The following is a 17,662-nucleotide window of genomic DNA, read 5'->3' as shown; positions in this document are numbered from 1 at the left end:
CCCGGCAACATCCCCCCACATCCCCTGATCGAAGGAAACCCCTTGCGCAGATCCGCGGCGGCCCTGGCCGCCCTGTCCCTGCTGGCCACGGCCGCCGTGCTCGACGGCACGGAAGCCCCCGCCGAGGCCGCTCCCCTGGACGGAGCCTCCGTGGTGCCCCTCCAGGTCACCGGTGATCCCTCCGAACGGTTCAACCTGGTCCTGCTCGGCGACGGCTACACCGAGGATGAGCTGCCCCTCTTCCGCGAGCAGGTGGACCAGCACCTCAACGTGCAGTGGAGCATCGAGCCCTTCCGCTCCTACCGGAACTACTTCAACGTCTACCTCGTGGAGACCCCCTCGGCGGAGTCCGGTGTGGACTGCGACCCCGCCCACGGGTGGGAGCGGCGCGACACGGCGCTCGGCATGGGGTTCTTCAACGGCTGCGACGAGTCCGCCCTGGAGCGCCTGCTCACTGTGGACTCGTCGGCCGCCAACGCAGCCGCCGACATGGTCCCCGGTGTGTCCGCGAACAACCGGCAGATCCTGGCCCTGGCCAACAGCGAGACCTACGGCGGCGCGGGCGGACGCCTGGCCACCGCCTCGTCGGGCAACGCGCTCTCCGCACTGATCAGCCCCCATGAACTGGCGCACTCGCTGGGTGCGCTCCAGGACGAGTACCCGTACTACTTCCGGGACACCAGCCTGGGCCGCTACACCGGCGCCGAACCCACCTCGGCCCACCACACCCTGATGACCTCAGAGCGGATGCTCGACGAGGAGGCCAAGTGGTGGCGCTGGCTCGGTGAGGAGAGCGAGTCCGGCGGCACCATCGGCGCCGCCGACCCGGACGGCCACGAGGGCGGCCTCTACCACTCCGAGGGCGTGTGGCGCCCCAGCAACCACTCCATGCTCAAGACCCTGGGCTACTACTTCGACCAGGTCGGGCGTGAGGTGATGACCCACCGGATCTCGGGTCTGCGGGACCGGGCGACCCTGCCGGTCTCGTCCACCCCCGAGGGCGAGGTCGGCGCCGAGGACGCCGTGTGGGTCGAGGGCCCGCACCCCGTCCACCACGAGCTGGACTACACCTGGACGGTGGACGGCGAGGAACTGACCGAGGCCGCCGGTGCGCGCGGCCTGGAGCTGGCCGGGCTCGACCTGGAGGCCGGGGCGGAGATCAGCGTCCGGGTCCAGGATCCCACCGAGTTCGTCCGCGACCCCGACATCCGCGCGTCCGCGGCGATGACCCGGACCCTCACGTGGACCGTGGGCGAGTCCCTGGAGCCCGTCGAGTCCGAGGCCGGGTTCACCCGCCACCGCGACACCGAGCGCGCCGTCAGCGCGACCGAGGTCGTCTACGCGGAGACCACCCGCCCCACCAACCGGATCATGGAGGTCGCCTGGGAACTGGACGGGGCCGCCGTGTCCACCTCGGCGGACGGCCGCACCCTCGACCTCGGCGAGTTCGACCTCCCGACCGGTGACCACGCGCTGTCAGCGACCGTGACCGACCCCCAGGGATCCGGGTCCCAGACCCTCACCTGGACCGTGGACGCCACCGACCCGAGCGCGCCGCGCGAGCTCTCCGAGGCCGCCGCCACGGTCTCCGGCGGCGAGCACCACCTGTACCTCAACGAGTTCTCCATGCGCCTGTCCCCCGAGGACGACGGCGACGGCCACGTGGTCGGTGAGTTCCGGGTCGACGGCGACGGCTGGCACCACTACTACGGCTGGCCCGAGGACTCCGAGGCTCCGTTCCGGTTCACACCTGACGGGACCAACGTCGACGACCTCGTCTACGGAAGTCTCGGCAGCGGTGGTCTCTCCATGGCGGTCTTCGAGGTCGACTCCCACGAGCCGGGCTGGGGCACCCACACCGTGGAGCACCGGGCGATCGACGCGGCGGGCAACATCGGGTCCCCTGAGGCCTTCACCGCGACGGTCGTCCCCGGCGCCGAACCGGAGTGCACCGAGACCGTGAACGGCGCGGTCAACGGCGGCCTGCGGGTCGACGAGGGCGTGGTCTGCCTCGACGGCGCCGACGTACGCGGAACGGTCACCGTGACCGGGAACGCCTCCCTCGTGGTCGAGGGCGGCTCCCTGAGGGGCGGGCTCTCCGCCTCCGGCGCGCACACCGTGCGGCTGTCCGGCACCCAGGTGAGCGGCGCGGTGTCGATCACCGGCACCACCTCCGAGGTGACGCTCCTGGGTTCCAGCTTCTCGGGAGCGCTGGCGCTGCACAACAACACCCAGGTGCCCGCCGACACCTGGAGCGGCGACGCACCGGGGTACGGGCCGATCCTGGCCGGTAACACAGTGCGCGGCTCCCTCGCCTGCTCCGGCAACGACCGGGCCGTCGCCGACTTCGGCGCGGCCAACGACGTCACGGGCTCCGTCGCGGGGCAGTGCTCCGACCTGTGACACCACCGCCCGCGCGCCCCGTCCGGCGCGCGGGCGGCCCTGGGACGCGAAGGGGCCCGGGACCAGTGCGGTCCCGGGCCCCCGGCGGTTCTAGTCCTGCTCGGCCTCGCGGTGGCGACGGGCCAGCTTCACCGGCTCCAGGACGGCCAGGCACTCGACATGGTGCGTCATCGGGAAGGCGTCGAAGGCGCGCAACCCCACCAGACGGTAACCGGAGCGGTCGAACTCGGCGAGGTCGCGGGCCAGGGTCGCCGGGTCGCAGGACACGTAGGCGATCCGGCGGGGCTTCATGCCCGCCACCTTGCGCACCACCTCGACACCGGCGCCCGCGCGCGGCGGGTCCAGCGCCACGACGTCGGCGCGCACGTCGGCCCACTCACGCATCTGCTTGGCCACGTCGGCCCGCTCGATCCGTACCTGCGGCAGGTCCTTGAGGTTGTACTGGGCGTCGCGCACGGCGTGCTCGCCGTTCTCCACGCCCATCACACGCCCCTCGGCGCCGACGGCGTCGGCGAGCGCGCCGGTGAACAGCCCCGCGCCGCAGTACAGGTCCAGGGCGGTCTCGCCCTCGCGGGGCTGCAGCCCGTCCAGCACGGCGGCGCTCAGGGTCTCCGCGGCGGCGGGGTGGACCTGCCAGAAACCGCCCGCGCCCACCCGGTACTCACGTCCGGCCACGTCCTCGCGAACGCCCTTACGGCCGCGCACCGACTGCACGCGACCACCCTTGAAGCGGCGCAGCACGGCGCTGGAGGCCTTGAGTTCGGGCAGCGTGCCGAGCTTGGCGGTGGTGGGGGTGACCACGATCGCGCGGTCCGCGCGGGTGGCGGAGGCGACCGCCTCGACGTCCTTGACGCCCTCCCACTTGACCTCGGTGACGCCGAGCTCGCTGACTCCCGGGTGGGCGATCAGGCACTGGTCGACCGGCTCGATGTCGTGGGAACGGTGGCGCCGCAGGCCGGCGTGGCCGTCCTCGTCCACGGAGAACCGCACGCGGGTGCGCCAGCCCAGACCGTCGGGTGTCCCGGGCAGCTCCTCGACGGCCACGTCGAGGTCGATTCCGGCGATCCGGCTCAGCTGGTCGGAGACGACCTTGCCCTTCATCCTGCGCTGGGACTCCAGGGTGGCGTGCTGCCAGTCACAGCCGCCGCACATGCCGGGGCCGGAGAACACGCACGGGGCCTCGACCCGGTCCGGGGAGGCAGTGAGGACCTCGACGGCCTCTCCGCGCAGGAAACGGGTGGTCTTCTCGGTGACGCGCACCCGGACGCGCTCGCCCGGCAGGGCGTGGCGGACGAAGACGACCTGGTCGTCCAGGCGGCCCACACACCATCCACCGTGGGCGACGTCGTCCACTGTCAGTTCGATCTCGTTGCCCACACTGGTCATGGCGGTGTCCTTCGCTGGTCGGGTCGTGTTACGGGTGACCCTGCGCGCACAGCCACCAACCGACCCCAATCTACCGGCCTCGGGACACCACACGCGCTGGTACGGACACGGTGGGGCCGGGGTGGTCACCCGGATCGGGCCGTTGTGTGCCAAGGTGGAGCCGTCGGGGGCGCGTGGGTCTGTCCGTGCCCCTGGGGGTGGACGGCTATCCGACGGGAGTGCGGACGAGGTGCACATCGTGATCATGGGGTGTGGCCGCGTGGGTTCCACGCTGGCACACACCCTGGTGGATCTGGGCCACTCCGTGGCGGTGATCGACCAGGACCCCGAGGCGTTTCGCCGCCTCCGCACGGCCGTGGCCAAGCACGCGGTGCGCGGCGCCGGCCATGACCGGGAGGTCCTGCTCAACGCGGGTATCGACCGCGCGGCGGCCTTCGCGGCGGTCAGCAACGGCGACAACTCCAACATCATCGCCGCCCGGGTCGCCCGCGAGGCGTTCGGGGTCCGCAACGTGGTGGCCCGGATCTACGACCCCCGCCGCGCGGAGGTGTACCAGCGCCTGGGCATCCCCACCGTCGCGACCGTGCGCTGGACGGCCGACGCCATCCTGCGCCGTGTGGTGCCCGGGGACGACCTGCTCGGTGCCGCGCCCGAGTGGCAGGACGCCTCGGGCAGCCTCACCATGAACGAACTCACTCCACCGGAGCGCTGGGCGGGCCGGTCCCTCGCCGAACTGGAGGACGACTTCCGTCTGCGCGTGGTCTACCTGGTCCGGCAGGGGCGCATCGCGCTGGCCCGGTCCGAGGAGACCATCGCGGAGGGCGACGTGCTGCACGTGGTGGGGCACAGCCGGGACATGGCCGACCTGACCCAGCGGCTGGGCGGGCGGCACGAGGACGAGACGGGGCGTGGGTGAGATGCGGATCGCCATCGCGGGAGCCGGGAGCGTGGGCCGCTCCATCGCCACGGAGCTGGCGGGCAACGGCCACGACGTCCTGCTGATCGACCGGGACACCCGGGCGATCGGGGTGGACGACCTTCCCCAGGTCGAGTGGCTGCTCGCCGACGCCTGTGAACTGGCCACGCTGGAGGACGCCCGGCTGGGTGACTTCGACGTGGTCATCGCGGCCAGCAGCGACGACAAGGTGAACCTCGTCGTCTCCCTGTTGGCCAAGACCGAGTTCGCGGTCGACCAGGTCATCGCCCGGATCAACGACCCGGCCAACGAGTGGCTGTTCGACGACTCCTGGGGGGTGGACCTGGCGGTCTCCCCTCCGCGTCTGATCGCCGACCTGGTCGAGGGCGTGTCCGAGGAGGAGGACCAGCCGGAGGAGGGGACCCTTCCCCCGCTGCCGGGCGCCGAGATCGCGGAGTCGGTGCTGCACGCGGCCAGTCCGTTCGCGGACCGGCCCGAGAGCGACCTCACCGCCGAACTGCCGGAGGGTGTGGCCCTGGTCGCGGTACTCGGTCCGGGCGGAGTGCGCCCGCCCGACCCTGAGCGAACGCTGTCCGTGGGCAACACCGTGGTGTTCCTTGCCGAGCCGGAGGCGCTGGGCCCCCTGGAGGAGCTGTTGGATCGGGTCGAGGACTCCGAGGAGTCCGCGCCCGGGGCCTGAACCCCGGCTTCGGCTGGCGCTCCCGCCCGCTTCCCCTTGTTCAGCGGCCCTCGGCGGTGCCGTCGGCCTCGGTGCGCTCCAGGGGGGTGCGTCCGCGCGCCAGCACCCACACCATGCCCGCGAAGGCCGCCACCTGGAGCGGCCAGCCCATGGCCACCTTGGACAGCCCCAGCAGGGCGAAGGTGTTGGCCCAGTCGTTGGTCTCGGCGAGCCAGAGCGGGTACTGCACCAGCACGCGGATGACGCAGGGCAGGACCAACAGCCAGGTCAGCCGGGAGGCGAGCTTCACCACCGCAGGGTTGCTCCGCCAGGAGGTGAAGTCCTCCTTGTTGCCGATGAACGGGCCGATCATGAGGCCGACCACGGGCCAGCGCACCAGGACCGAGAGGCTCAGCACCACGGCGTAGACCGCGTTGTAGATGATCCCGGGCAGGAAGGCGTCCTCGGCGTTGCCGCTGCGCATCGCGAAGACGGCCGCCAGGCCGATGCCGAAGAGGCTGGTGAACACGTACTGCAACGAGGACCGCTGCACGAGACGGAGCACGCCCAGAAGCAGGGCCGCCCCCACACCGAGGATGATCGCCAGCCGCAGGTCCTCGCCCACGACGTACGAGATCGTGAAGGTCAGTGTGGGGACGGCCGTCTCGACCATGCCGCGCTTGCCGCCCAGGGCCTCGGCGAGCTTGGTCCGCACCAGCGCCTCGACCGTGCCCTCGGTGACGGCGGGCTTCTGCGCCCGCTCCTCGGCCTGGGCCGCCTCGTCGGAGGCCCGCTGCTGCTCAGTCATCCCGCTCCCGCTCCGGTGTCGCCGTACGGCCTGTACGGCCGCCAGCCATGATGCACCACCCTATGCGACCTGTCACAGCCGGGGAGTGGCGTTCTCGTCAACCGGAGACCACCCTGGTACGGGCTTGCCCTCCTTTGTCAGGTGTTGCGGCGTGCCGCTTCTCACCACGGCCGCTGGCCTCGGGGCGGCGTCCTTCCGTACGCTGGCGGCCCACCCGCTCTCGTGAGGAGTCACCCCGATGACCACCAGGCAGGAAGCACCCGACGAGGAGCACCTCCGCTTCGCCCTCACCCTGGACCCCGAGCTGGTCGAGGAGGGGGCCTCGCACGTGTGGTCCCCGTACTCCGTCGGCGCCGTCCTCGGACTGTTGGCCTCCGGCGCGGGCGGTGACACACTCAAGGAGCTGGTGGACCTCGTGGCCCCGGCCAGCGGCGATCCCCGGGGGCACCTGGAGGTCCTCGACGCCGCCGTCGAGGCCGCCGACGGCCTGGACCTGGCCACCCTCAACGGCCTGTACGTCCCCGCCGACCTCCCCCTGCGCGCGCGGTTCGAGGAGCGGGTCGCGGCCCAGCCCGACGCCGAGGTGGACCGGGTCGACTTCCGCGGTGACTCCGAGGGGGTGCGCACGCGGGTCAACGGCCGGGTCTCGGACGTCACCCGGGGGCTGATCCCCGAGCTGCTCGCACCCGGCACCGTCCATCCCGACGTCCGCATGCTCCTGGTCAACGCCCTGTGGGTGAAGCTGGTCTGGGCGCAGCCCTTCGACCCCTCCCTGACCCGTGACCTCGACTTCCACGCTCCGGACCGCACCCACCGGGTCCCCGCCATGCGCCGTACGGGTTCCCTGACCCACGCGGAACACGCGGGGTTGCGCATGGTCACCCTGGAGGGCGAGCACGGTCTGGCCCTGGACGTGATCGTCCCCGACTCCCCCGGGTCCGCACGCGCGCCGCTCCCGCCGCTCACGCCGCGTGTCCTGCGCGGTCTGTACCAGGCGCGCAGGAAGGAGCAGGTGACCCTGGCCCTGCCGCGCTTCACCGTCCAGACCGACACCGCGCTGCTCGACCCGCTCGCCGCCACGCCAGCGCGCGTGCGGACCCTGGCGACCGACGCGGCCGACTTCGGCGGGATCAGCGACGAGCCCCTGAAGGTCGACGCCATCGTGCACCAAGCGGTGCTGCGCGTGGACGAGAAGGGCGCCGAGGGGGCCGCCGCCACCGCCGCCGTCATGCTGATGTCGGCCGCGGTCCCGCCGCCCCCCAAGGAGTTCCTCGTGGACCAGCCCTTCCTCTTCGTGCTGCGCCGCCGGGGCGCGATCCTGTTCACCGGCCGGGTCACCGACCCCGTGGACCCGGGTCCGGCCGCGTGATCGCCACCGGTCTCAGGACCCCGGCAGGAAGTCGGCGGTGACGTCGGCCAGGGCCTCGTGCGCCTGGTCGTCGGTCAGCTCCGGTTCGGCGTCTCCGGACTGCTCGCCGTAGGCGCCGAACTGGGCGTGGTTCATGCCCTCGACCACCTCAGTGACGGCGTCGGCGGGCAGGTTCGCTCTTCGTTCGGTGACCTCCGCCGGGTTCAGGACTCCGTCCCGTCCCCCGGCCACCGACAGCACCGCGAGGTCGTCGCGGTCGGCGAGGTCCGCGCTCTCGGTGGCGTAGGAGGCCCACAGGATCAGGCCCGCCCACGCGACGTCGCCGTTCCCGGAGCCCAGGTGCTGTGCCGCGAAGGCTCCGCCCATGGAGTGCCCGCCCAGGTACCACTCGGTGATCCCGGGCGCGGCGTCCACCGCGCTCTCACCCCGCGCGGAGTCCACCAGGGCCAGGTTGAGGCGCAGGTCCGGCACGACCACCGTGGCGCCGGTCCGGGCCACCACCGGCGCCCAGGAGGCCACGTAGGCGTCGGCCTCCACCCGGGCCCCGGGATAGAAGACGACCCCCGTCCCGGAGGGATTCTCCGCTGGGGTGATCAGCACACCGTCGGAGAGCCGCTCCACGACGACGGCCGGATCCTGTTCGGCCCGCGCCAGCGGCTCGGGCTCGGCCCGGTACGGGTCGAGCGCCCAGACCACGAAGGCCGTGGCCGCCACCAGTACCAGGGCGGTGAGCGCCGCCAGGGTCCACAACAGGGCACGTACGCCCCGGCGTCCCCGCGCCCGTTCCCCGCCCGCGCCGTCACTGTCCATGTCCGCCTCTTCTCGGTTCCGGGCGCCTGCGCCTCGGAGCTGCACGGAGCCCCCGGCGGTGTGCGAACCATGGTCGGGCACACGCGGGCACGACGAACCGAACACGCGACCCACCGACTCCGTAAGCGCCCTCGGCCCGGGCGACTCCACGTCCTTTCGCACCGTATCGCCCTGTTCGCGCCATCTCGCGTCGGGTGGTCCCCGGCCGGAACCCCACCGCGCGAGAGACGGTGGGTCAGGTCTCGAAGACCTCGAAGGAGGTGGCCAGGGGCACCCCGGCCCACTCCCCCGAACGCACCGCGCCCTCCCGCAGGAAGGTCCGTTGGTCGAACCCGTCCAGGTTGGCCAGGTACACCTCGTGCGCGTCCAGTGAGGCCACACCGGCGGCGAGGTCGTCCTCACCCAGTTCGACGTAGTGGGTGGGGTCCGGGGCCGCGCCGAAGGCCACGAACCGCACGCCCCGCCAGCGCTCCAGCCCCTCGGCCAGCTGGTCGGTGAACACCCAGCGGTTGTCGGCGTCGCGGACCGCGTCCAGCAGGGCCGGGCCCAGGACCCGGTGGTCGGCGTGGTTGAACCCGCTTCCCCCGGCGAAGTGCTCACGGAAGTTGATGGAGACGATCACGTCGGGCCGGTGTCTGCGGATCGCCCCGGCCAGGGCCCGGCGCAACGGCAGGCCGTACTCCAGGGTGCCGTCGGGAAAGTCCAGGAACTCCACTGTGGAGGCGCCGACGGCCGCCGCCGAGGCGCGCTGCTCGGCCATCCGCAGGGGCGCGCAGGCCGCCGGGTCCAGGGAGTCGATTCCGGCCTCGCCCTGGGTCACGAGGAGTTCGACGACCTCCTTGCCCTGTGCGGTCCACCGGTGGATCGCCGAGGAGACACCGAACTCCAGGTCGTCCGGGTGGGCCACCACCGCCAGGGCGCGACCCCAGTCCTCGGGAAGCGGCCGGGGAGCGCTGTTCTTCGTTGTCTGAGCCATGTGGCCCACATTACGGAACGGCGCACCCCCGGACACGGTTGTCCACAGGCCGAATCAGCGAGGAGTCAGGAACCGGCGGTCGGCCCGTCCGCGGAACCGCTGGGCGGTCCGCTCGCCGAACCGTTGGGCGAACGGCCGGCGTTTCCGGTCTGGGCCGCCTGCTGGGCGGCGCGCTGCTGCGCGGCGGCCGCCATCTGCTCCTGGATCTTCTTGGGCACGGTGATCTGGAGGAGCTCGTTGGGCGGCACCGGCTGCTCGCCGCGCACCACCACGATGTTGGCGAAGACCTGCTCGATCTCGGACATCACCTCGGGCTTGCTGGCGCCCTCGCCGCGGATCACGCCGCGCAGCACCCACCGCGGGCCGTCCACGCCGATGAAGCGCACCCGCTGGCCAAGCTGCCTGCCGTCCTCGGTCTTCTTCCCCTTGATGGGGATGACCGCCTGGAGCTCGGGACCGAAGGTGCCGTCGTGGTCCTCGGCCTTGCCGCCCTGCTGGGTGACCTGCTCGCGCAGTTCCTCACGCATCTCGTCCCAGAGGCCTGACGACTTCGGCGCGGCGAAGGGCTGCACCTGGAGCGCGGTCTTGCCGCGCACCAGGGTGACCCCGATGATCTTCTGCTTGTTCTGCTTGTCCTGGGCGACGTTCACCTGGATCTCGGTGCCCTGCTCCATCGGCAGGAGCATGCTGCCCAGGTCCATCCGCTCGGCCTCGGGGGCGTCCTCGGTGGAGTCCCACGGTCCGGTCAGCCGGTACTGGTCGGCGTCCTTGGCGGGCTGCTCGGAGGCACGCTCCGGCTCGATCTCGTTCTCGAACGAGACCGCGCCAGCGGCGCCCTGCCGCTGCGACCGGGCCTCCGTCTCCGTGGCTCTCTCGGTCTCTTCGTCCCGCTTCTTGCGGCGGCGTCCAAACACGCCTTCACCTCTCCGCTTCTTCCGTAGGTCCCGGGATCACACCGGGGAGTCAGGGGACGTTCACCGCTGCGCGGCGTGGCCCCCGGTCGAACCGAAACCAGCCGCACCGCGCACCGAGTCGGGCAGCGTGTCCGCCTCGACGAACTCCGCCCGCTCCACGCGCTGGATCACCATCTGGGCGATCCGGTCGCCGCGCGCGATCGTGACCGGGGTGTCGGTGTCGGTGTTGAGCAGGGTCACCCTGATCTCGCCCCGGTACCCGGCGTCGACGGTCCCAGGGGCGTTGACGACCGTGACCCCGTGCCGGGCGGCCAGCCCGGACCTGGGGTGCACGAAGGCGGCGAAACCGTCGGGGAGGGCGATGGCCAGACCGGTGGGGACCGTGGCGCGCTGTCCGGGGTCGAGCCGGACGTCGACGGCGGCGTACAGATCCGCGCCCGCGTCACCCGGGTGGGCGTACGCGGGCAGCGGGAGGCCGGGGTCCAGGCGCCGGACGGTGATGGTCAACTGTCCGGCTTCCAGGGATGAGGTACTCACATTCGCCGAGCCTATCGCTCCCGGGGCGCTGCCTTGGTGTCCCGCGTGCGAAACGACGGGGGCGGGTCCGAAAGTGTTCGGACCCGCCCCCGGTGTGTCTTCGCCGGTGTCGCCTACTCGGTGGGCTCGGCCAGGGTGACCTCGACGCTCAGCTCACCGTCGTCGGTGGTCTCGAAGTCGATCCCGGCGGCGCGACCCGCCGCGGCGATGTCGCCGGAGGCCGCGCGGGCGGACTCGGCCTGCTTGCCGCAGACACGGACGAGTTCGACCTCGGCGCGCATCGACAGCTTGGCCTCCGACTTGGCCTTGCGGACCGCGCGCAGCACCTCGGCGGTGGCGGCCAGGACGGCCGGGTCGCCACCGGCGGCCACGGCACGGTACTCGGCGGCGTCGGGCCAGCTCTGGGCGTGCACCGAACCGTCCTGCCACCAGCTCCAGACCTCGTCGGTGACGAAGGGGACGAAGGGGGCGAACAGCTTGTGCAGGGCACCCAGGGCGATGAGCAGCGCCGCGCGGGCTGAGGCGCCCTCCGCGGCCTCGGTGTCGTAGGCCCGGGTCTTGACAAGCTCCAGGTAGTCGTCGCAGAAGTCCCAGAAGAAGCGCTCGGTGCGCTCCAGGGCCCGGGTGTGGTCGTAGGCGGTGAAGGCCGCCGTGGCCTCCTCGACCACGTCCGCCAGCGCGGCCAGCATCGCCCGGTCCAGGGGCTCGGTGACCTGGGCCGGGTCGCTGCTGGCGTTCTCACCGGCGACCGACATGACGAACTTGCTGGCGTTGAGGATCTTGATGGAGAGTCGGCGGCCGACCTTCATCTGGCCCTCGTCCAGGGCGGTGTCGGTGCCCAGACGGCCGCTGGCCGCCCAGTACCTGACCGCGTCGGAGCTGTACTTCTCCAGCAGGGCGACCGGGGTGACGACGTTGCCCTTGGACTTGGACATCTTCTTGCGGTCCGGGTCCAGGATCCACCCGGAGATGCCGGTGGTGCTCCAGGGCAGGCTGCCGTTCTCGAAGTGGGCGCGGACGACCGTGGAGAACAGCCAGGTGCGGATGATGTCCTGGCCCTGGGGGCGGAAGTCCATCGGGAAGACCCGCTCGAACAGGTCCTGGTCGCGTTCCCAGCCAGAGGCGATCTGCGGGGACAGCGAGGAGGTCGCCCAGGTGTCCATGACGTCAGGGTCGCCCATGAACCCGTTGGCCCGGCCCCGCTGGTCCTCGGTGTACCCGGCGGGCACCTGGGAGCTGGGGTCGATGGGCAGCTGGTCCTCGGTGGGCAGCAGCGGCGCGTCGTAGTTCGGGTTGCCGTCCGCGTCCAGCGGATACCAGACCGGGAACGGGACGCCGAAGAAGCGCTGACGGCTGATCAGCCAGTCGCCGTTGAGGCCCTCAACCCAGTTCTCGTAGCGCTGACGCATGTGCTCGGGGTACCAGGTGAGCTCGCGGCCGCGCTCGATGAGCTGGGCGCGCACGTCCTCGTCGCGGCCGCCGTTGCGGATGTACCACTGGCGGGTGGTGACGATCTCGAGGGGCTTGTCGCCCTTCTCGTAGAACTTCACCGGGTGGGAGATGGGCTTGGGGTCGCCGACGAGGTCGCCGCTCTCCTTGAGCAGCTCGACGGTGCGCTCCCGGGCGGTGTGGACCGTGGCCCCGGCCAGCCGGGCGTAGGCCTCGCGGGCGGTGTCGGACTCGACGCCCTTGGGCGGGTCCGCGATGACGCGGCCGTCCCAGCCGATGATGGGGCGGGTCTCCAACTGGAGCTCGCGCCACCAGGTGACGTCGGTGGTGTCACCGAAGGTGCAGATCATCGCGATGCCGGACCCCTTCTCGGGGTCGGCGAGGCGGTGCGCCTTCACGGGGACCTCGACACCGAAGACCGGGGTGGTCACCGTGGTGCCGAACAGGTCCTGGTACCGCTCGTCGTCGGGGTGGGCAACCAGAGCGACACACGCGGCCAACAGCTCGGGGCGGGTGGTCTCGATGTGGACCGGAGTGCCGTCCGCCTTGTGGAAGGCGACCTTGTGGTAGGCGCTGGGACGCTCGCGGTCCTCCAGCTCGGCCTGGGCGACGGCGGTGCGGAAGGTGACGTCCCACAGGGTGGGTGCCTCCGACATGTAGGCCTCGCCCCGCGCCAGGTTGCGCAGGAAGGCGCGCTGGGCCGCCGCACGGGAGTTCCCGTCGATGGTGGCGTAGGTGTGGCGCCAGTCGACGCTCAGGCCCAGACGGCGCCAGATGGACTCGAAGACCTTCTCGTCCTCGACCGTGAGGATGTCGCACAGCTCGATGAAGTTGCGGCGGGAGATGGGGACCTGCCGCTTGGGGTCGGGCTTGTGCGGCGGCTGGAAGTCCGGGTCGTAGGGGACCGAGGGGTCGCAGCGGACGCCGTAGTAGTTCTGGACGCGGCGTTCGGTGGGCAGGCCGTTGTCGTCCCAGCCCATCGGGTAGAAGACGGCCTTGCCGTTCATCCGCTGGAAGCGCGCGACGGTGTCGGTGTGCGTGTAGGAGAACACGTGCCCGATGTGCAGCGAACCCGAGACCGTGGGCGGCGGGGTGTCGATCGAGTAGACGTCCTCGCGGCTGCGGGTGCGGTCGAAGTGATAGACGCCGGACTCATCCCATACGTCCACCCACTTCGCCTCGATACCGTCCAGCGAAGGCTTGTCGGGCATGCGGAAGGAATGAGAGCGGTTGGTCATGCGGGCAATATTAGCCCTCCGCGCGCCCTGGTCGCTCCCGGTTTTCCCCCTCTGGCAGGGAGAACGGGGGCTGGCCACGGCGGCGGCCGACGCTGCGCGGCGGGGGTGCGCGTGAAAGGATTCCCCCAGCGGACCGCGTCCGCGCGCACCATCGTACGCACTAGGGAACGGTGAACGATTCACATGGCAAAGAAGGACGGTGAGGTCGCGCCGGTCATCATCGGCATGGTCGCGGGATTCGCGGCCGAGTTCGTCACACGCAAGGCTCTGACCTTCGCGTGGACGCGCGCCACCGGTGAGGAACCGCCCACGGACCTGGAGTCCCCGGACGTCAGCCTGGGCCGTGCCCTCGGCTGGGCCGTCGTTGCGGGAGTGGGCGTCGAGGTGGCCAGAGTGCTGGCCGTCCGCGCCGCCCGCAAGCAGATGGTCGGCTCCGGCGGGCGGGACCTGGAGGTCTGAGCCCCGCCCGGGCCGGGCAGCTCACGACGACGGTGGACGGCCCACCACATGGGATCGAACCCACGTGCGGTCGGCCGTCCACCGTCGTGCTGCGAGCCACCGTCCGACGGTCGAACGAATCCGGGTCCCGCACCCCTCAGCGTCCTCGGATACCGTGGGGAGACAGGCTAGGAACCGTCGCCGTCAGTGTCAGGCGCACTCCTTGCAGACCAGCTGACCGGCGCGCTGCTCAGCGAGCTGACTGCGGTGGTGCACCAGGAAGCAGCGCGAGCAGGTGAACTCGTCGGCCTGGCGGGGAAGCACGCGCACGGCGAGTTCCTCGCCGGACAGGTCGGCACCGGGAAGCTCCATGCCCTCGGCCACCTCGTCGGGGTCGACGTCGATGGTGCCGGTGCCCTTGTCCACGCGCCGCGCCTGCAGCTCCTGGAGGCTGTCCTCGTTGATGTCCTCGTCAGTCTTGCGCGGGCTGTCGTAGTCGGTCGCCATCTCTGCTAACTCCATCCCCCTCGTTTAGTGCCTCGTCGCGCGGGTGTAACGCTTGAGAGACCTTCGTTGTGCCCGAATCGGCCGACGAGTTTTCCCGGTGTCGTCCGACCGTGCCCCCTCCCGGGTCACAGTCCACAGGTCAGCAGCACTTTCACGGGATCGTGACCGGAGGCGGCCAAGGTTGGGTGGCCCCTCACGGGTCGTTCCCTGCGGTACTACCCGACACCAGGTGTCTCGTAGACCCGAACACACGCTTGCGCCCACATGCCGGACCAGCCTGGAGCACTCCCCCGAGTACGGGCGAAAACCCAGACATGCCCACGTCAGGAGGGATTCCCTCCGTGTCCACGCCCGGGGAAGCATACCCACCGCAGGTCGACACTCGTGACAGGGGTGGGCGTGTCTTCGGACACGTATAGATACCACGAAGCTGGGCGGTACGCAGCTCGGCCCCCACCTCTATCGGCGTTCGGCGTTCTCCGTCGCGTTGCCCGAAGGCACGGGCAGGCACACCGTGACGACCAGACCGCCGCCCGCGCGCGGCCACGCGGTCACCACGCCAGCGTGGGCGCGCACCACGGATCGCACGATGGACAGACCCAGACCGGCGCTGCGCCCGGAGCCCACGCGGTCGCCTGAACCGCGCCGGAAGGGTTCGAACAGACCCTCGATCTCGTAGGCGGGGATGACCTTGCCCGAGTTCTCCACCTGGACGGCGGGCATCCCCTCGTACATGCCGCTCCGGACGGTGATCTCGCCTTCGTCGACGTTGTACTTGAGGGCGTTCTCGACCAGGTTGGCCACGAGGCGTTCCAGCAGCACGGGGTCGCCGACCACGGGGGCCGGGCGCAGGTCCTGGCGCAGCGAGAGCCCGGACTTGTCGATGTCGCCGGAGAGCTGGCTCAGGACCGTTCCGGCGACCTCGCTCAGGTCGACCCTGGCCTTGGACTCCAGCTCGCGGTCGCTCTTGGCGAGGAACAACAGGCCGTCGATGAGGCGTTCGTGGCGGGCGTTGGTCTCCAGGAGGGTCTGTCCGACGGTCTTGAGGTCCGGTGAGACGTCCGGAGCGCTCAGGGCCACCTCCAGGAGGGTGCGGTTGATCGCCAGGGGCGTACGCAGCTCGTGGGAGGCGTTGGCGACGAAGCGCCGCTGCCCGTCGAAGGCCCGGTCGAGGCGTTCGAGCATGCCGTCGAAGGTGTCGGCGAGCTCACGGATCTCGTCGTCGGGCCCGGACAGGGCGATGCGCTCGTGCAGGGAGCGCTCGGAGAGCCTTCGGGCGATGCGGGTGATCTTCTGCAGGGGCGACAGCGCGCGGCCCGCCACGGCGTATCCCAGGGCCACCGCGAGCAGGCCCACGAGGAACAGGGCGAGCAGGGAGAACCGGGTGACGTGGGTGAGGACCTGCTCGATGTAGTGGCTGTTCTCGATCAGCTCGGCCGGGCTCTCCTCGGCGAGGAGCGCGTTGAGCAGGACCGCGACGACCAGGTAGTTGACCAGGACCAGCAGGGAGCCCGCGGCGAAGAACAGCATCCCGTAGATGAGCGTGAGGCGGGCACGCAGGCTGAGGTTGTCGGTGAAGCGGTGGACCGTGGCGTGGACTGTCGCGTGCGCGGAGGAGCGTTCGGCCCCGTCACCGCTCGGGGCGACGGAGTTCAGGCTGCGCCAGGTCCCGGTGTCCCCGGGGCGCGTGGGTTCGACCTGCCCCGGTTCCGGGCGCTCCCCCGGTCTCACAACCGGTACCCCGCCCCCGGAACGGTCTGGATGACCGGTGGGTCACCGAGTTTCTTGCGCAGGGTCATGACAGTGACCCTGACGACGTTGGTGAAGGGGTCGGCGTTCTCGTCCCAGGCCTTCTCCAGCAGCCCCTCGGCGCTCACCACGGTCCCCTGGGCGCGCATGAGTACCTGGAGGACGGCGAACTCCTTGGGGGTGAGCGAGACCTCGCGGTCGTCGCGGCGCACCTGGTGGTTGGCGGGGTCCAGGGTGATGCCGCCCCGCTCCAGCACCGGCGGCAGCGGGGGCGCGGAGCGCCGTCCCAGGGCGTGCACGCGGGCGATGAGCTCGGCGAAGGCGAAGGGCTTGGCCAGGTAGTCGTCGGCTCCCAGGGTGAGTCCCTCGACCTTGTCCTCGACACCGTCGGAGGCGGTGAGCATCAGGATGCGGCCGTTGTAGCTCTCGTTGACCAGGGAGCGGGCGACGTCGTCCCCGTGCGTGCCGGGCAGGTCGCGGTCCAGGACGACGACGTCGTAGTCGTTGACCGAGGTGTACTCCAGCGCGGTGTCGCCGTCGTAGACGACGTCGACCGCCATGGACTCCCTTCGCAGCCCGACCGCCACGGCGTCGGCCAGGACCCGTTCGTCTTCGACCACGAGTACGCGCAAGGTTGTCCTTCTGGAGCATCGGTGTCTGGAAACAAAAAGGGGGCCGCTGCCGGCGCATCCCCCAACACACCGGCAGCGGCGTTCTTGGTCCCGGCCGCGTCAACCGTTCTCCCACAGTGGAGGTAAGGAGACGGTAAACCCGTGGGTTTCCTCGTTCCCCTCGCCCCCGTGTGGCACGGGCGCTGGGCCGGGAGCCTTGCGGCTCCCCCTGTGCACGGGGTGGCCGCCGCCGGCGAATCCCCCAACCGTCGGCGACGGCTCAACCCCGCACATCTCAAATCTGACACATCAAGAATAAGAAACAAGTAAGCACAAGCCCTGTTCGGAAAATGTGTCTTGCGACACTCTTTACCGACGCTTGGCCCGTGTTCACGCGCCCGTGCACGGCTGGGCCCCGGCGTCCCGCTGAGGCGCACCTTTCCATCCTACGGAAAAGATCCCTCCCCCGCCGGGGAATCACGGAACCGTCACACGCGGGGGGTGGGAGTTTGACCCGGATCACAGTGCGGTACAGGTAGGAGACGCACGCGTGGACACCGGGAACCCACCCGGACCGCGACGGGCACGCATGTCACAGGGTCGTGACGTCTTCGATTCGTGCGCACGCGCAGGCGTGCGCATACGGATTGCGCCGGGGCACCACCATGCCCCGGTGCCTACCCCTGGAAGAGGTGCAATGGGCGAGTTCATGGCGGAGATCAAGGTCCGTATCCATGAGACCTACCGGTCGATCGAATCGGCGAGGGACGCCGGGGACGAGTTCCTCGCCGACACCCATGCGTCAGAGCTGGAGGATCTCTACCGCATCGCGGCCCGCAACGGCGTCGACGCCCACTCCTGACCGGAGCGGC

The 17,662-nt window shown here is 71.0% G+C and carries 16 protein-coding genes; 6 read left to right on the top strand and 10 right to left on the bottom strand.

Annotated elements, in window-relative coordinates; genetic code table 11:
- Positions 1 to 42: 42 nt before the first annotated feature.
- Positions 43 to 2,403 carry a M64 family metallopeptidase gene (locus KBX21_RS09765; protein ID WP_210841690.1) on the top strand — a complete coding sequence of 787 codons (2,361 nt, stop codon included), beginning with the start codon at positions 43 to 45 and terminating at the stop codon, positions 2,401 to 2,403.
- Positions 2,404 to 2,493: 90 nt separating this feature from the next.
- Here KBX21_RS09765 and KBX21_RS09760 read toward each other — a convergent pair whose 3' ends face one another.
- Positions 2,494 to 3,789 (bottom strand): class I SAM-dependent RNA methyltransferase, encoded by a 1,296-nt coding sequence (locus KBX21_RS09760; protein ID WP_210841689.1) that lies wholly within the window; start codon positions 3,787 to 3,789, stop codon positions 2,494 to 2,496.
- A gap of 229 nt (positions 3,790 to 4,018) precedes the next feature.
- Between KBX21_RS09760 and KBX21_RS09755 the strand changes: the two genes are divergently transcribed.
- Together KBX21_RS09755 and KBX21_RS09750 are read left to right on the top strand one after the other, a co-directional pair.
- Positions 4,019 to 4,705 (top strand): TrkA family potassium uptake protein, encoded by a 687-nt coding sequence (locus tag KBX21_RS09755; RefSeq protein ID WP_210841688.1) that lies wholly within the window; start codon positions 4,019 to 4,021, stop codon positions 4,703 to 4,705.
- Positions 4,698 to 5,405, top strand: a complete 708-nt coding sequence (locus tag KBX21_RS09750; protein WP_049566135.1) for a TrkA family potassium uptake protein — start codon at positions 4,698 to 4,700, stop codon at positions 5,403 to 5,405. The genes KBX21_RS09755 and KBX21_RS09750 overlap by 8 nt, the downstream gene beginning before the upstream one ends.
- 40 nt (positions 5,406 to 5,445) lie before the next feature.
- Here KBX21_RS09750 and KBX21_RS09745 read toward each other — a convergent pair whose 3' ends face one another.
- The gene (locus KBX21_RS09745) at positions 5,446 to 6,192 is read right to left on the bottom strand and encodes a DUF3159 domain-containing protein (RefSeq protein WP_049566133.1); all 747 of its coding nucleotides are present in this window, start codon (positions 6,190 to 6,192) and stop codon (positions 5,446 to 5,448) included.
- Between the two features lie 238 nt (positions 6,193 to 6,430).
- Here KBX21_RS09745 and KBX21_RS09740 point away from each other — a divergent pair, with 238 nt between their 5' ends.
- On the top strand, positions 6,431 to 7,561 hold the full coding sequence (locus KBX21_RS09740; protein ID WP_210841687.1) for a serpin family protein: 1,131 nt from the start codon (positions 6,431 to 6,433) through the stop codon (positions 7,559 to 7,561).
- Positions 7,562 to 7,573: 12 nt separating this feature from the next.
- On the opposite strand, the gene KBX21_RS09735 is transcribed toward KBX21_RS09740, so the two are convergent.
- The 5 genes from KBX21_RS09735 to valS form a co-directional block, all read right to left on the bottom strand.
- Positions 7,574 to 8,371: an alpha/beta hydrolase gene (locus tag KBX21_RS09735; protein WP_247665471.1), complete on the bottom strand. Its 798-nt coding sequence runs from the start codon at positions 8,369 to 8,371 to the stop codon at positions 7,574 to 7,576.
- A 235-nt stretch (positions 8,372 to 8,606) separates the two neighbouring features.
- Positions 8,607 to 9,347 carry a PIG-L deacetylase family protein gene (locus KBX21_RS09730; RefSeq protein ID WP_049566128.1) on the bottom strand — a complete coding sequence of 247 codons (741 nt, stop codon included), beginning with the start codon at positions 9,345 to 9,347 and terminating at the stop codon, positions 8,607 to 8,609.
- A 65-nt stretch (positions 9,348 to 9,412) separates the two neighbouring features.
- A complete protein-coding gene (locus tag KBX21_RS09725) occupies positions 9,413 to 10,261 on the bottom strand; it encodes a DUF3710 domain-containing protein (protein ID WP_210841686.1) in 849 nt (282 codons plus the stop codon).
- Positions 10,262 to 10,321: 60 nt separating this feature from the next.
- Entirely contained in the window at positions 10,322 to 10,798 is a 477-nt protein-coding gene (dut, locus tag KBX21_RS09720) for a dUTP diphosphatase (RefSeq protein WP_210841685.1), read from the bottom strand.
- 113 nt (positions 10,799 to 10,911) lie between these two features.
- Positions 10,912 to 13,485, bottom strand: a complete 2,574-nt coding sequence (gene valS, locus KBX21_RS09715; protein ID WP_210841684.1) for a valine--tRNA ligase — start codon at positions 13,483 to 13,485, stop codon at positions 10,912 to 10,914.
- Positions 13,486 to 13,668: 183 nt separating this feature from the next.
- On the opposite strand from valS, the gene KBX21_RS09710 reads away from it, so the two are divergent.
- Entirely contained in the window at positions 13,669 to 13,944 is a 276-nt protein-coding gene (locus KBX21_RS09710; RefSeq protein WP_049566119.1) for a DUF4235 domain-containing protein, read from the top strand.
- Between the two features lie 189 nt (positions 13,945 to 14,133).
- Here KBX21_RS09710 and KBX21_RS09705 read toward each other — a convergent pair whose 3' ends face one another.
- The 3 genes from KBX21_RS09705 to KBX21_RS09695 all read right to left on the bottom strand — a co-directional run bounded on the left by KBX21_RS09705 (position 14,134) and on the right by KBX21_RS09695 (position 16,811).
- Positions 14,134 to 14,430 (bottom strand): DUF4193 domain-containing protein, encoded by a 297-nt coding sequence (locus KBX21_RS09705; RefSeq protein WP_013153901.1) that lies wholly within the window; start codon positions 14,428 to 14,430, stop codon positions 14,134 to 14,136.
- A gap of 459 nt (positions 14,431 to 14,889) precedes the next feature.
- Positions 14,890 to 16,161, bottom strand: coding sequence for a cell wall metabolism sensor histidine kinase WalK (locus tag KBX21_RS09700; protein WP_049566115.1), 1,272 nt, complete (start codon positions 16,159 to 16,161; stop codon positions 14,890 to 14,892).
- Positions 16,158 to 16,811, bottom strand: a complete 654-nt coding sequence (locus tag KBX21_RS09695) for a response regulator transcription factor (RefSeq protein ID WP_049566112.1) — start codon at positions 16,809 to 16,811, stop codon at positions 16,158 to 16,160. Before KBX21_RS09695 ends, KBX21_RS09700 begins: the two co-directional genes overlap by 4 nt.
- A 676-nt stretch (positions 16,812 to 17,487) precedes the next feature.
- Between KBX21_RS09695 and KBX21_RS09690 the strand changes: the two genes are divergently transcribed.
- Positions 17,488 to 17,652, top strand: a complete 165-nt coding sequence (locus KBX21_RS09690; RefSeq protein ID WP_017545001.1) for a hypothetical protein — start codon at positions 17,488 to 17,490, stop codon at positions 17,650 to 17,652.
- The last annotated feature ends 10 nt before the right edge of the window (positions 17,653 to 17,662 follow it).

Origin of the sequence: Nocardiopsis sp. B62 (assembly GCF_018070675.1) — a bacterium.
GTDB lineage: Bacteria > Actinomycetota > Actinomycetes > Streptosporangiales > Streptosporangiaceae > Nocardiopsis > Nocardiopsis prasina.
Note: the sequence above shows the minus strand (reverse complement) of the source record. Positions and strands in the feature narration are given on the sequence as shown.